General features: G+C 63.4%; 17 protein-coding genes. 8 read left to right on the top strand and 9 right to left on the bottom strand.

Annotation, left to right across the window (positions count from 1 at the left end; translation table 11 throughout):
* Position 1: 1 nt before the first annotated feature.
* The 9 genes from RhoBH5_RS23450 to RhoBH5_RS23490 form a co-directional block, all read right to left on the bottom strand.
* Complete coding sequence (locus RhoBH5_RS23450) at positions 2 to 1,711, bottom strand: urease subunit alpha (RefSeq protein WP_007733854.1); 1,710 nt, start codon at positions 1,709 to 1,711, stop codon at positions 2 to 4.
* The gene (ureB, locus tag RhoBH5_RS32600; protein WP_007733849.1) at positions 1,708 to 2,178 is read right to left on the bottom strand and encodes an urease subunit beta; all 471 of its coding nucleotides are present in this window, start codon (positions 2,176 to 2,178) and stop codon (positions 1,708 to 1,710) included. Before ureB ends, RhoBH5_RS23450 begins: the two co-directional genes overlap by 4 nt.
* Positions 2,175 to 2,477: an urease subunit gamma gene (gene ureA, locus RhoBH5_RS23460; protein ID WP_003939800.1), complete on the bottom strand. Its 303-nt coding sequence runs from the start codon at positions 2,475 to 2,477 to the stop codon at positions 2,175 to 2,177. The genes ureB and ureA overlap by 4 nt, the downstream gene beginning before the upstream one ends.
* A 280-nt stretch (positions 2,478 to 2,757) precedes the next feature.
* Complete coding sequence (gene pstB, locus RhoBH5_RS23465; protein WP_003939968.1) at positions 2,758 to 3,534, bottom strand: phosphate ABC transporter ATP-binding protein PstB; 777 nt, start codon at positions 3,532 to 3,534, stop codon at positions 2,758 to 2,760.
* Between the two features lie 58 nt (positions 3,535 to 3,592).
* Positions 3,593 to 4,501, bottom strand: a complete 909-nt coding sequence (gene pstA / locus RhoBH5_RS23470; protein ID WP_003940100.1) for a phosphate ABC transporter permease PstA — start codon at positions 4,499 to 4,501, stop codon at positions 3,593 to 3,595.
* 3 nt (positions 4,502 to 4,504) lie between these two features.
* Entirely contained in the window at positions 4,505 to 5,596 is a 1,092-nt protein-coding gene (pstC, locus tag RhoBH5_RS23475; RefSeq protein ID WP_007733846.1) for a phosphate ABC transporter permease subunit PstC, read from the bottom strand.
* 62 nt (positions 5,597 to 5,658) lie between these two features.
* The gene (gene pstS, locus RhoBH5_RS23480) at positions 5,659 to 6,777 is read right to left on the bottom strand and encodes a phosphate ABC transporter substrate-binding protein PstS (protein ID WP_270008887.1); all 1,119 of its coding nucleotides are present in this window, start codon (positions 6,775 to 6,777) and stop codon (positions 5,659 to 5,661) included.
* Positions 6,778 to 6,970: 193 nt separating this feature from the next.
* Positions 6,971 to 7,870, bottom strand: coding sequence for a mycothiol synthase (gene mshD, locus RhoBH5_RS23485; protein ID WP_007733842.1), 900 nt, complete (start codon positions 7,868 to 7,870; stop codon positions 6,971 to 6,973).
* Position 7,871: 1 nt separating this feature from the next.
* Positions 7,872 to 8,624 (bottom strand): winged helix-turn-helix transcriptional regulator, encoded by a 753-nt coding sequence (locus tag RhoBH5_RS23490; protein WP_003939728.1) that lies wholly within the window; start codon positions 8,622 to 8,624, stop codon positions 7,872 to 7,874.
* A gap of 141 nt (positions 8,625 to 8,765) precedes the next feature.
* Between RhoBH5_RS23490 and RhoBH5_RS23495 the strand changes: the two genes are divergently transcribed.
* The 8 genes from RhoBH5_RS23495 (at position 8,766) to RhoBH5_RS23525 (ending at position 14,015) form a co-directional block, all read left to right on the top strand.
* On the top strand, positions 8,766 to 9,545 hold the full coding sequence (locus RhoBH5_RS23495) for an LmeA family phospholipid-binding protein (protein ID WP_003939847.1): 780 nt from the start codon (positions 8,766 to 8,768) through the stop codon (positions 9,543 to 9,545).
* A complete protein-coding gene (locus RhoBH5_RS23500; RefSeq protein ID WP_003939684.1) occupies positions 9,542 to 10,018 on the top strand; it encodes a thioredoxin family protein in 477 nt (158 codons plus the stop codon). Before RhoBH5_RS23495 ends, RhoBH5_RS23500 begins: the two co-directional genes overlap by 4 nt.
* A gap of 10 nt (positions 10,019 to 10,028) precedes the next feature.
* On the top strand, positions 10,029 to 10,115 hold the full coding sequence (locus tag RhoBH5_RS32730) for a putative leader peptide (RefSeq protein WP_350318872.1): 87 nt from the start codon (positions 10,029 to 10,031) through the stop codon (positions 10,113 to 10,115).
* Positions 10,116 to 10,246: 131 nt separating this feature from the next.
* Positions 10,247 to 10,717: a DUF4395 domain-containing protein gene (locus RhoBH5_RS23505; protein WP_003940408.1), complete on the top strand. Its 471-nt coding sequence runs from the start codon at positions 10,247 to 10,249 to the stop codon at positions 10,715 to 10,717.
* Between the two features lie 74 nt (positions 10,718 to 10,791).
* Positions 10,792 to 11,625 carry a sulfurtransferase gene (locus RhoBH5_RS23510; RefSeq protein ID WP_003939859.1) on the top strand — a complete coding sequence of 278 codons (834 nt, stop codon included), beginning with the start codon at positions 10,792 to 10,794 and terminating at the stop codon, positions 11,623 to 11,625.
* Between the two features lie 2 nt (positions 11,626 to 11,627).
* Positions 11,628 to 11,933: a DUF1416 domain-containing protein gene (locus tag RhoBH5_RS23515; RefSeq protein WP_003939797.1), complete on the top strand. Its 306-nt coding sequence runs from the start codon at positions 11,628 to 11,630 to the stop codon at positions 11,931 to 11,933.
* Positions 11,934 to 12,191: 258 nt separating this feature from the next.
* Entirely contained in the window at positions 12,192 to 12,830 is a 639-nt protein-coding gene (locus tag RhoBH5_RS23520) for an FABP family protein (protein ID WP_039973378.1), read from the top strand.
* 144 nt (positions 12,831 to 12,974) lie between these two features.
* Positions 12,975 to 14,015, top strand: a complete 1,041-nt coding sequence (locus RhoBH5_RS23525; RefSeq protein ID WP_270008855.1) for a type IV toxin-antitoxin system AbiEi family antitoxin domain-containing protein — start codon at positions 12,975 to 12,977, stop codon at positions 14,013 to 14,015.
* Positions 14,016 to 14,137: the final 122 nt, after the last annotated feature.

A 14,137-nucleotide genomic window follows, 5' to 3' on the forward strand; every position in this document is an offset into this window, starting at 1 on the left:
TTCAGAACAGCATGTAGCGCTGAGCCATCGGCACTACGTCAACGGGGTTGGGCGCGATCAGGTCGCCGTTGACCTTGATGGCAAACGTCTCCGGATCGACGTCGATGGACGGCAGCGCCGTGTTGTTCGGCATGTCCGCCTTGGTGAGGTGTCTCGTCGGACGAACACCGGTAAGGGTGCGGGTGAGACCGAGACGATCGGCCAGACCGTCCTCGATGGCCATCGGAGAGACGAACGTCGTGGACAGGTGCGGGGCCGATCCCGGAGTCGCCGCGATGGCCGGGCGAACGAACACCGGCTGCGGGGTCGGGATAGCAGCATTCGGATCACCAAGCGGCGCAGCAACTATCGCCCCGCCCTTGATCACGGCAGAAGGACGGACTCCGAAGAACGCGGGATCCCACAGCACCAGGTCCGCCATCTTCCCGGCCTCGACCGAGCCGATCTCGTGATCGATACCGTGCGCCACCGCGGGGCAGATCGTGTACTTGGCGACGTAACGCCGCGCACGCTCGTTGTCGGCCGGCATGCTGGTGCCCAGCTTGCCGTACTGGGCCTTCATGACGTGAGCCACCTGCCATGTCCGCAGGGTCACCTCACCGATACGGCCCATCGCCTGGGCGTCGGACGAGGTGATCGAGATGGCTCCGATGTCGTGCAGAAAGTCTTCTGCTGCAATCGTTGTCGGCCGGATCCGGGACTCGGCAAAGGCAAGATCCTCCGGAACCCGGGGATTGAGCGCATGACAGACGATGAGCATGTCGAGGTGCTCGGCAACCGTGTTGACGGTATGCGGCAACGTCGGATTGGTCGATGCCGGAAGAACGTTCGGCTCACCTGCCGTCACGATGATGTCCGGTGCGTGCCCACCGCCGGCGCCTTCCGCATGGAACACGTGGATCCCGCGTCCGGCGATCGCATCCAAAGTGTGCTGTACGTAACCGGTTTCGTTGAGGCTGTCGGCGTGCAGCGCTACCTGGAGGCCGAACTCGTCGGCTGCGCGCAGAGCTGCGTCGATCGCAGCCGGAGTGGAACCCCAGTCCTCGTGGACCTTGAATCCGCCTGCGCCGGCGAGAGCTTCCTGACGCATGGCCTCATGGCTGACGGTGCTGCCCTTGCCGAGAAGGAGGACGTTGAGCGGGATGTGGTCGAGGGCGCGGTGCATCATCGTCAGCGACCAGGCGCCGGGCGTGACAGTGGTTGCCTTGCTTCCTTCGGTGGGGCCCGTTCCGCCGCCCGCCACGGTCGTCGTACCAGTGGCGAGTGCTTCCATCATCTCGACTTCACTGAGGAAGTGCACGTGAGTGTCGATCGCACCCGCGGTGAGAATCTTTCCCTCACCGGCGATCACGTCGGTGCTCGGCCCGATGAGCAACTTGGGGTGCACGCCATCCATGATGTCGGGGTTACCGGACTTGCCGATCGCAACGATGCGTCCGTCGCGAATTCCGACGTCTGCCCGGACGATTCCCCAGTGATCGAGAATCACCGTGTTGGTGATGACGACGTCGAGAGCGCCCTGGTCGCGAGTGGTCAGGCCCTGGCCCATCGACTCGCGGATGCTCTTACCGCCGCCGAAGACCATCTCGTCGCCGGTCGCGGTGTAGTCGTGCTCGATCTCGATCCACAGATCTGTGTCGGCCAAACGGATCTGGTCGCCTGCGGTCGGGCCGTACAGGGAGGCGTAGCCGCGTCGATCGATCCTGCTCATTCGGCTGTCCTCTCAACTGTCGTCGCGGCGTCGTCCGGTGAATCCGCCTCGACTGGAACATCACTCACACGCACGTTCACCGAGGACGCTCGCAAAGGTTCTTCGACCTCGACGCCGGGCGTGCCGAAGGGCATGACGGTCTTGGGCTCGCGCGCATGTGTCGGTAGGTCTTCGTCCGGCACGATCTGCAGGCCCGGAACCCTTTTGAGTCCGCCGAGCGCGATCAGTGTCACCGTTCTGCTGACCCCGGGTTCGAACCGAACCGACGTTCCCGAGGGGATGTCGAGCCGGAAGCCGTCTGCCGCTTCGCGATCGAAGGTCAACGCCGGGTTGGCCGCGGGAAGGTGGAGATGTGAACCGATCTGAATGGGGCGATCGCCGTCGTTGACGACGACCATCGTGATCTTCTCCGCGTCCGTGCCGAACTCGAGCGGTTCTGTGGACACACGTACTTCGCCGGGAATCATCGAATGGGCTCCGTCACGGTGACCAGTTTGCGACCGTCCGGGAAAGTGGCCTCCACCTGGACGTTTGCAATCATCTCGGGTACCCCTTCCATCACGTCGTCGCGGGTGAGCACTTGCCGACCGGCGTTCATCAGTTCCGCAACCGTCATTCCGTCACGCGCGCGCTCGAGAATCCAGCACGAGATCAGTGCCATCGCTTCGGGGTAGTTCAGCAGTACCCCGCGCTCGCGGCGGTCACGGGCGACCATGCCCGCGACGCTCAGGAGCAGCTTTTCGGTATCTGAAGGGGTGAGGTGCACTGACAAGCCCTTCCGGTTGTGAAACGACATCGATCGACAGCGTGCTGTCGGGCCGAGATTAGCATTGTCCGAAGCGTCGTCAGTATCCACGAGATTCACGTCGTCGGCTACTTCAGCGCCCACTCGGCGCACTTGCGCTGCTCATCGAATTATTCGGGCGCCCAACGACGCTCAGCTCTGCGCACCGGAGTGGGAACTATCACCACAACCAAAAAGTTTCACCCCCGTCTCCTGTTGGAAACGGGGGTGAAACATGATCGTGCAGGGTTGATCCCGGGACCTATCCGAAGCGGCCGGAGATGTAGTCCTCGGTGGCCTTCTGCGTCGGGTTCGAGAAGATCTTCTCGGTGTCGTCGATCTCGACGAGCTGACCGGGCTTGCCGGTTGCCTCGAGGTTGAAGAATGCCGTCTGGTCACTCACACGCGCAGCCTGCTGCATGTTGTGCGTGACGATGACGATCGTGAAGTCCTTCTTCAGCTCGGTGATCAGGTCTTCGATCGCGAGAGTCGAGATCGGGTCGAGCGCGGAGCACGGCTCGTCCATGAGCAGGACGTCGGGCGAGACCGCGATGGCACGCGCGATGCACAGACGCTGCTGCTGACCGCCTGAGAGGCCGCCACCGGGCTTGTCGAGGCGATCCTTGACCTCGTTCCACAGGTTGGCACCGCGCAGCGAACGCTCGGCCACCTCGTCGAGCTTCTTCTTGCTGCGCTCGCCCTGCAACTTCAAGCCCGCGACGACGTTGTCCTTGATGGACATGGTCGGGAAGGGGTTGGGTCGCTGGAACACCATGCCGATGGTCTTGCGAACACCGACCGGATCGACGTTCGAGCCGTAGATGTCCTCGCCGTCGAGCAGCACCGAACCCTCGACGCGCGCACCGGGAATCACTTCGTGCATGCGATTGAGTGAACGGAGAACGGTGGACTTGCCGCAACCGGACGGGCCGATGAAGGCGGTGACGCTCCGGGGCGGGACGGACAGGCCCACATCGGCGACGGCGTGGAACTTGCCGTAGTAGATGTTGACGTCCTTGAGATCCAGACGCTTGGCCATTACCGGCTCCCTACTGAGTTGTTGACGCTGTTGAGTACGAACATGTTCCGAGGCCGCATCACTTACTTCTGACCTGTGAGAAGTGACCGATCAGCTTCGCGACGATGTTGAGGATCGCGATCAGCAGGATCAGGGTCAGTGCTGCGCCCCAGATGCGGTTGGTGCCGGCGTCGGTGGGGTTGTTCATCTCGGCGACCATGACGGAAGGCAGTGTGCCCATTTCGCCGTTGAACAGGTCGAAGTTGATGAACGGTGCGTAGCCGACGAGGATCAGCAGCGGTGCGGTCTCACCGAGCACGCGGGCCAGGGCCAGCATGACGCCGGTGATGATGCCGGGAAGTGCCGTCGGCAGAACGATTTTCGAGATGGTCTTCCACTTCGGCACACCGAGCGCGTACGACGCCTCTCGCAGATCCATCGGGACGATGCGCAGCATTTCCTCGGTGGAGCGGATGACGACCGGGACCATCAGAAGGACCAGAGCCAGTGACACCGCAAACGCGGACTTGGGGAAGCCGAAGGTCGCGATCCACAGGGCGTAGATGAACAGCGCGGCCACGATCGACGGAACACCGCTGAGGATGTCGACCATGAACGTGGTCAGCTTGCCCAGCTTCGACTTCCGGTCGGCGTACTCCACCAGGTAGATCGCGACGAAGATACCGAGCGGGATGGAGAAGACCGCGCACACGATGCCTTGCAGCAGGGTGCCGATCAATGCGTGATAGATACCGCCGCCGTCGGCCGACGCCGTCAATCCGCTCAGCGAGTTGGTGAACCAGGTAGGCGACGTCAGAGCGGGCAGGCCCTTGGCGATGACCGTGAAGAGCACCCAGACCAACGGGATGAGCGCGATGACGACTGCCAGGCTCACCAGGATGGTCGCGATGACGTCCTTGGCACGACGACGAGCGCCGACGCCTTGGAAAGTGGGGGCCTTGACCGGCCGGTCCAGAGTGGAGGTCATGGGTCAGTCCTTCTTTCCGGCGATCACTGCGCGGGCAGCCGCGTTGACGACGAAGGTCAGTACGAACAGCACCAGTCCGGCCGCGATGTACGCGCCTGCCTGGATGTCGTTGTTGAACTCCGCGTAGCCGAGGGCGATCTTGGAGGCGATGGTCGAGCCGCCGTCGAACAGCGACCAGCCGAAGGCCTGAGAGGTGGTGCGCAGGATCAGGTAGAGCGCCATCGTCTCACCGAGTGCGCGTCCGAGACCGAGCATCGAGCCGCTGATGTAGCCGGACTTACCGAACGGGATGACCGTGGTGCGCACAACTTCCCAGCGCGTGGCGCCGAGGGCGAGTGCGGCTTCGATCTGTGATCGCGGGGTCTGGATGAACACCTCGCGGGTCACTGCAGTGATGACCGGAAGGATCATCACGGCGAGGACGATGCCTGCGGTGAAGATGGTGCCGCCACCGGTGATCGATCCGCTGCCGTCGGCGAAGAGCGGGAACCAGCCGAGAGTGTCGTTGAGCCACACCGCGACCGGGGTGATCGCCGGAGCGAAGACGAGAAGTCCCCACAGGCCGTAGACGATGGACGGCACAGCTGCCAGAAGGTCGATCGTGTACGACAGTGGCCGCGTGAGCCACTTGGGTGAGTACGAAGTCAGGAAGATCGCGATGCCCAGTGCGATCGGCATCGCGAGCACCAGTGCGAACAGCGAGACCAACACCGTGACCTGGAAAAGGTCGAGGACACCGAACGCCATCGCGTTGATGTTCTGCGTGACCCATTCACGGCTGGTCAGGAAGTTGACCTGGTTCCGGCTCAAAGCAGGAACAGCACGCCAGATCAGGAACGCGCCGATCGCCGCGATGACAACCGTGATGAAGATTGCCGAACCGGATGCGAGCGAGCTGAAGATGCGGTCACCCGGACGGGTCACCGTCTTGCTGTTGCCGCTACCCGGACCGTCACCCTTCGGAGGATGCTCGGTTTCTGGAGCCTTGGTGGAAGTAATCGTGTCCTCCGTGGTGCCGTTCGGACCGCCCACCCCGGCCCCGCTGGTTGCGGGGCCGGGAGAACGAGATGTCGAGGTGATGGGCGCGTCACTCATGCGCGCTCACTTCCTTCACGTCTGAATGTAGATCCATGAGCTTGTCCGCACGAGTCTCTAGGTCAGCTGATTGCCGTGATGGACGCGTTGAGGCGATCCTGGACGTTGGACGGCAGCGGGACGTAACCCTGCTCGGCCAGGTTGGCCTGACCCTCGTTGGCCGCGCTCGTCAGGAACGACTTCACTGCTGCGGAGGTGTCCGCGTCGTAGCCCTTGGAGCAGACGATCGAGTACGTGGCGAGAACCAGCGGGTAGGCGCCGGCTTCGTTGGTCTTGAAGATCGACGCGAGGTCGAGCGTCAGGTCGCCGGTTGCGTCGGACTTGAACTTCGCGCCTGCGATCGACTTCGCGGCCGTGTCGTTGGTCAGTGCGACTGCCTCGGAGCCGGTGTTGATTTCGGCAACCGAGAGCTTGTTCTGATCGGCGAACGACTTCTCGACGTAAGTGATCGAACCCGGTGCCGTGGCAACTGCCTGTGCAACGCCCGCCGAACCCTTGGCGCCCTCACCGACGCCACCGGTGAAGTCGGACCCTGCGCCCGACGTCCAAGCACCGTTCGATGCCGCGTCGAGGTACTTCTGGAAGTTGTCGGTGGTACCCGAGGAATCGGAGCGGATCACGGTGGTGATCTTCTCGTCGGGAAGCGATGCACCGGAGTTGAGCGCGGCGATTGCCGGATCGTTCCACTTGGTGATGCCGCCGTTGAAGATCTTCGCGAGAACCTCTGCGTTGAGAACGAGCTTGTCGACGCCGTCGAGGTTGTATGCAACTGCGATCGGGCCGAAGACGAGGGGAAGGTTCCAGGCTTCGCCGCCGACGCAACGCTCCTTGGCCTTGTCGGCCTGCTCGTCCTTGATGGCCGAGTCGGAGCCGGCGAAGTCGATCTGGCCGGCGATGAACTGTGTACGACCGTCGCCCGAACCGCTGGGGTTGTACGCGACGTTGACCGTCTTGCCCTTTTCCTGGCACACGGAGATGTAAGTGGCGACGAACTGGTCCATGGCGTTCTTCTGTGCCGAGGAACCAGCGGCAGAGAGGTTGCTCTTGCCTTCGCACGTTGCGTTCGATGCGGACGCGTCCACACCCGTCGACGACGAGTTGTTGTCGCTGCCACATGCGGCCAAGGTCATGGCGCCCACGGCCACTACACCGAACAGGGCACCACTGCGCTTGAGATTCACCAAGATCCTCCGGAAATCGCTACCGCCACGCCCACGATCGGGCGGCGACATGAGACGCAGAATGATTGAAATCTGCATCAGGCAACACGGCGCTGCCCACAGAGAAAAGTAGGCGGGCGCGGTGTCCGGCTGGACCACACATGGTTAACGGAGAATGAACAGACTGGACATTTCTGCGTGTCCGACTGTGACGTCAGAGCGCGCGGGCGTAAGCCATGTCCACATGGAACCGATCGAAGCCGAGTCGTTCGTACGTGTGGAGGGCGGCCGTGTTGTCGCCTTCGACGTACAGAAGGACGGTTCCGAGGCCGCGATCACGCAGGTAATGCATGCCCGCGAGAGTCAGCACTCGGCCGAGACCTCGTCCCTGCGCCGCGGGATCGATCCCCACGACGTACACCTCCCCCAGCTCCGGATCGTCACCTTCGGGTGCGTGCACCTTGGTCCAGTGAAAGCCGAGAAGAGTATCGGGATCGGTGTCCGCGAACGCCATGAACAGACCAGCAGGGTCGAACCAACCTTCGGCCGTTCTCTCGTCGATCTCCGCCTGGGTCCAGCCACCCTGCTCGGGATGCCAGGAGAAGGCCGCATTGTTGACGCGAAGGATCTCGGAATCGTCTTCGGGTCCACCATACGTCCGAATCGTCACACCTTCGGGCACAACGATTTCCGGAAGCTGCGGAGCATCGAGTGGTCGACGCAGCTGCAGGAGTTCACGAACGCTGACCAGATCGAGGCTCTTGGCGAATTCGACTGCGGCGTCGACGTTTCCGTGCGCCCAGACACGCGTGCCCGGCCGGCCCTCGTCGAATACCGCTGCGGCAAGCCTGGTTCCGATGCCGCGGCGCCGCGCCTGCGGGTCGACCACCAACTCCGCCATGTCGGGATGCTCGTCCGAACCGGCTTGCAGCTGCGCATAACCGACGACTGCATCGCCGTCGAGTTCGAGGAAGTGTCGCGCGCCGCCGCGCCCGGCAACGGCATGGCGCCCCTGTTCCGACACGGGCGCCTTGCCGTCGAACTCGGTTGCGCGATCGAGAAGCGCGGAAACCTGCTCGGCGAATCCAGCCGGCAGTGAATCTGTCCAACCCACGTCAGACCACCGATCCGTCGGCCGCGTCGTAGTCGACGTCCTCGTCGTCCTCGAACTGAACGGGAGCAGCTGCGCCACCCTTGGCCCTGGTCGGACGCACTGCCTTATATCCGACATTTCGGACTGTACCGATCAAGGACTCGTATTCGGTGCCGAGTTTCGCCCGCAGACGACGCACGTGGACGTCGACCGTCCTGGTGCCGCCGAAGAAGTCGTAGCCCCACACTTCCTGCAGCAGCTGCGCCCGGGTGAATACCCGTCCGGCGTGCTGCGCGAGGTACTTGAGCAGCTCGAATTCCTTGTAAGTCAAATCAAGGGGCCGTCCACGCAGTCGTGCCGTGTACGTCCCCTCGTCGATAACCAGTTCGCCCAGCGTGATCTTTCCCGACGCTTCCGGACTGGCCACACCGCCGCTGCGGGCGACCAACAACCGCAATCGGGCGTCCACCTCAGCCGGACCGGTACCGGGAAGCAGGATGTCGTCCAACCCCCAGTCGGCGTTGACGGCAACGAGTCCGCCTTCGGTGAGGACGGCGACCACAGGTACTGCGGATCCTGTGCTTCCGAGCAATCGACACAACCCGCGTGCGGCAGCCAGATCGGTGCGCGCATCCACCAATGCCACGTCCGCGGAACTTGCCTCGAGTAGCGAGGAAACCTCTGTGGGGGCAGGCCGAACCGAGTGCGCCAGCAACGCCAACGCCGGTAGTACAGCTTCCGGGTTGGGGTCGGAGGTGAGGAGGAGCAGTTCCACACGGCCTCCTATCTAGTAGCCCGCGCAACCCGTGAGGGCAACGCTCGAGTAGTTCGACGCTTTTGGTCGGTCCCTACATTAGCGTGCCTGGTACCGGGGCCGTCGCATCGAACCCCGACCGGAGTCCGTCACAATGGTGCGGTGCGCAAACTGATCATCGGCATCGTCTTTCTCCTCGGCCTCGGACTGGTGGCCGATTTCGGCGCGGCCGCGTACGCCGAGTACCGGGTTTCCCGCGAGCTCCGAACCGGCGCATCACTCGAGTCGGATCCGGAGGTCACCTTCAACGGGTTCCCCTTCCTCACCCAGGCACTCGGCGGGAAATACAAGGACGTCTACGTCAGAGCTACCGGCGTCCAGAGCGACGTGGTGGGCGAAGTGACCGTCGAGGCCGATCTGCGCGGGGTCACCGTTCCCTTCTCCGACATCGTGAACGGCAATGTCACCCAACTCCCCGTCGACAAACTCGACGGCCGGATGGGAATCAACGCCACCGACCTCGGAAAGCTGCTCAATATCCCTGACCTGCAGGTATCTTCGCCGCCTGCCAACAAGTCGGATGGCACCGGGGGCAGCGGCGGAACCGGAGCGAGCACCGCGGGCGCCGTCGTGCTGACGGGAACGGTTGCCGTCGGCCCGGTCGAGACTGCAGTGAGCGTGCAGGCCAACCTGGTTCTGGAAGGTGGGCAGGTCAAGATCGTCGCCAGCAATCTGTATTTCGGTCCGGAGGGCAAAGCCGATTTCTCGATCCCCGCAGCACTCGAACCCGTCGTCCTCGGACTGTTCAGCTACACGATCGATCCGCAGGCACTCCCCTACGGAATTCAGCCGAGCCTGGTCTACGCGGAGGGCGGAAGAATCGTGATCGAAGGCAGCGCCGAAAACACGACGATCGATCTCGCAGAGCTGCAGAACCGATGACCGGGATCACAATTCTGCTGGTCGCGCTGGTGGCCGTCGTCGCGGTCGGGCTCTTTCTCAAGTCGCGCAACGGAAAGGTCCGAGTCACCACGCCGGCCGCGACCGGCGCGGCGGACAGTCGCCTCGAACTGCTCCGCGCCGCTGGAGTCTCTTCGCCGAACGGCGGACCCGTCGTACTGCATTTCTCTGCCGACTGGTGCGGACCGTGCGCGGCAGTACGCCGCGTCGTCGGTCAGGTCGTGATCTCGATGGCCGACGCTCCCCGTCCGCCGGTGGAGATCGAGCTCGACATCGACAAGGAACCGGCTCTGGCACGCGAGATGAGTGTCCTCTCGCTGCCCACCACCTTCATCCTCGACGGTGGCCTGGAGGAACAGTTCCGGGTGTCCGGAGTGCCATCCGCAGCCGATCTGAAAGCTGCACTCGTACCACTATCCGGACCCCACGAGCCAAAATCCGAGAATTCGGGGTAAACTCGCCGACGTGCAAACCCGCCACGAGCTGATGCTCACCCGACGCCGCGCAGTAGACCTGTGCCGCCTCGGGGGCTGTTGCTGTACCTGTTGCTGATCACCACATCCGTCAGATCTCTCTGACCTTCGAGCTTTCGCTCACGTGATCAATCCACCGAGTGGGACTTTGACGTCCCGTTTTCTCGGTCCAGGCACAGCATCATGCAATCCAGCGCAGGAGCACTCCCGATGTCCACAACCACACCCCAGCTCGAGCAGGTCGACGTCCGCGGACCTCGATTCGCCGCGTGGGTCACCACCGGCGTTCTCGTACTCACGCTCATCCTCTCGACCTTCTCACTGCCCGCCGCCACCGTCGTTCTCGCACTACAGGCCATCGTCTTCGCGGTCGGAGCGGTACTCGGCCCCAAGCGCAGCCCGTACGGCCAGATCTTCGGCAAGCTCGTCGCCCCGCGACTCTCGCCGGTCAGCGAACGCGAACCCGTGGCGCCGCTGCGCTTCGCGCAGTTCGTCGGCTTCGTCTTCGCACTCGCCGGCACGGTCGGTTTCCTGGCCGGGTCGACGATCGTCGGCACCGTTGCCACCGGCTTCGCCTTGTTCGCGGCCCTGCTCAACGCCGCGTTCGGCATCTGCCTCGGCTGCCAGATCTATCCACTCGTCGCAAGGCTGCGAAATACCGGCCGCGCTACCACCGCGTGAAAACGCTTGCCCCACAACCCTGCTGAACCCCTGCTAGATAACGACCGATGCAAGACCACATCGAAAGGAACACCATGGCTCGCTCCGACGTCCTAGTCTCCGCTGACTGGGCTGAGCAGAACCTCAACACCCCCAAGACCGTTTTTGTCGAGGTGGACGAGGACACCAGCGCATACGACGGCGGCCACATCGAGGGTGCAGTCAAGCTCGACTGGCGCAAGGACCTCCAGGACGGCGTCCGACGCGACTTCCTGAACCAGGAGCAGTTCTCGGATCTGCTCTCCGCCAAAGGCATTGCGAACGACGACACCGTCGTTCTCTACGGTGGCAACAACAACTGGTTCGCCGCTTACGCTTACTGGTACTTCAAGCTGTACGGCCACCAGGACATCAAGCTGATCGACGGCGGCCGCAAGAAGTGGGAACTCGACGGACGCCCGCTCTCCAAGGACGCAGTCAACCGCGAAGCCACGCAGTACAAGGCCGAGACCCCCGACTTCTCGATCCGCGCTTTCCGCGACGAGGTCATCGACGCCATCGGCAGCAAGAACCTCGTCGACGTTCGTAGCCCTGACGAGTTCTCGGGCAAGATCCTCGCTCCCGCCCACCTTCCGCAGGAGCAGGCGCAGCAGCGTGGCCACGTCCCCGGAGCCATCAACATCCCGTGGAGCACCACCGCCAACGAGGACGGCACCTTCAAGTCGGACGACGACCTCGCCAAGCTGTACGCGGAAAAGGGCTTCGACGACACCAAGGAAACGATCGCCTACTGCCGCATCGGCGAGCGTTCGAGCCACACCTGGTTCGTCCTGCAGGAGATCCTCGGCAAGAACAACGTCAAGAACTACGACGGCAGCTGGGTCGAATACGGCTCACTCGTCGGCGCACCGATCGAATTGGGAGCCTGATCATGTGTGGAGCACCTACTCAGGGCCAGACCCTGCCTGCCGGCGTCGACGTCGAGAAGGAAACGGTCATCACCGGCCGCGTTCTCGCAGCTGACGGCCAGCCCATCGGCGGCGCATTCGTGCGTCTGCTCGACGGCTCCGGAGAGTTCACGGCCGAGGTCGTGGCATCGGGAACCGGCGATTTCCGCTTCTTCGCCGCTCCGGGCGAGTGGACCGTGCGTGCACTGTCCAGCTCGGGCAACGGCACCTCCACCGTCGCTCCCGAGGGCTCGGGCGTGCACAACGTGGACGTGACCGTCAGCAAGTAATTCCTGCTTTGTCAGGCGGCCCCGCACCCCTCCGGTGCGGGGCCTTCTGCATTCCGGCTCCCGATTTTTCCGGTCGGTCGCCGCGGTCTAAGATGTACCCGTGGTCATTTTCTTCGAGGTACTCCTCGCACTCGCATCCGTCATGATCGCTTGGTTCTCCGTGTACGTCGTGTACCGCTTGGTCACCGACGAGTCGTGAGTCAGGCTCCGGATTCAGGGTCCGACGCGACCGCTGACGATTCCGCCGCTGCAGGTGCCGTGAGGCGCGGCAGCGGGGACGAAGCTGTCGCCATCGCCGTCGAGCGCTCCAAGTCGACGGCGTCGCTCAACATTCCGACCCTGCCGGACCTTCCGTTGCCGGAGGACACCGCAAACCTGCGCCTCGGCCCGGACATCAATCCCGAACTCCTCGCGCTTCTCCCCCTCGTCGGTGTCTGGCGCGGCGAAGGTGAAGGACACGACGAGAACGGCGACTACGCCTTCGGTCAGCAGATCGTCATCTCGCACGACGGCGGCCCGTACCTCAATTGGGAGTCCCGGTCCTGGCGCCTCGACGCCGAGGGCAAGTACGTGAGCCCCGATCTGCGCGAGAGCGGTTACTGGCGCATGGGCGGCGACGGCATCCCGGGCAGCGTCAACCAGGAAGTGGTCGAACTCCTGCTCAGCCACAGCTCCGGTGTCGTCGAAATGTACTACGGGCGCGCACTCACCCAGGCGTCGTGGGAACTTGCCACCGACGTGGTGATCCGCAGCCAGTCCGGTGCACTGTACGGCGGCGCGAAGCGTCTGTACGGCATCGTCGAAGGCGGCGACCTCGCGTACGTCGAAGAGCGGATCATGTCTGACGGTGGCCTGGAACCGCGTCTCTCGGCCCGCCTGACGCGCTACATCGGCTAGCTCTGCTGTGCGCCTTTATTAACCCCCGGCGGTTAATAAAGGCGCACAGCAGATTTATCCACAGGCACCGACAAATTCCACAGGCGGGCTTCGGAGCGGCATCTTCGACCGATTCTTGTCGGTCCGCGATCTGACGGTATTCGCATGAGCTGCGACTACATCGATCCTGATCTCCGAAGACTCTTCGACTTCCAACACGGACTCGCGACCAATAAACAACTACGCCCTTTCGGCTATTCACCGCGGCGCATCCAACATCTGGTCGAATCGGGTCAATGGACAACCGTCCTCCACGGCGTTCAATCCAGCACCAACGGCCCGCTCAACCGTGCAATGATTCTCGAGGCCGCCCTTCTGTTCGGCGGCGGAGAGACCTACCTGAGTCACCGGACGGCAGCTGAAGAGTGGGGACTCACGCACATCGAGTCCGAACTGCCGGTCCACATCACGGTCCGATACGGCAGATCCTCGCGCTGTCAGAGTCCGACGGTCAGACCCGAACGCTCCCCGGCGCGCCCCGTTCCGTTGGGGTGGTCCACTGCCCATCCCGGAGTGATCGTTCATCGTTCACGCGCTCAGGCCTACATCGGCGTTGCCACTCAGCCTGCTCGTACTTCGCTGGCCGACACCGCAATTGACCTGGCGGTTGCAGAGCCGTCGGCTCGCGACGCCGCTCGTTCTCTGGTTCGCTCGGCCACGGCGTGCAAAGTGTCACGGATGGAATTGCGCACCCGAATGGAATGCCGCCGGCCGAGGCGATATGTCAAAGCACTGTCCTCGACATTGGACCTGTTGGATCGCGGTGTCCAGTCGGTACTCGAGCATCGCTACGCAATCGAGGTCGAGCGCGCACACGGTTTGCCGGAAGCACGACGGCAATCGCCGGTCCTCGTCGATGGGAGAACTCTCTACGAGGACGTCGACTACCGCAATTGCGGTTTCGCACTGATCGTTCGACTCGACGGATTTGCCTTCCACTCTTCTCGGGCGACGGCACTGCGGGATCGGCGGCGAGGTAACGCATCCGAACTGTCAGGCAACGCCACACTGGTCTTCGGCTGGGAGGAGGTGGAGGGGGCCTCGTGCCGAACTGCAGCCGAGGTCAGAGCGATCCTCGAGCGCGGTGGATGGTGGGGGCCTAATCCTTGTCCACGCTGTGCGCCTTTATTAACCGCCGGGGGTTGATAAAGGCGCACGGCACGAAGCGACCCCCGAGCCACACCCACGCTTTCGCGCGGATCCCGGTCGGACTGATCGGGGGCTCGGGGGTCGGGTGGCTGCCTGGGATTCGCCGGCCGCTCACGCGG

It is taken from the genome of Rhodococcus sp. BH5 (genome assembly GCF_027583855.1).
In the GTDB taxonomy this organism is placed as follows: domain Bacteria; phylum Actinomycetota; class Actinomycetes; order Mycobacteriales; family Mycobacteriaceae; genus Rhodococcus_F; species Rhodococcus_F qingshengii.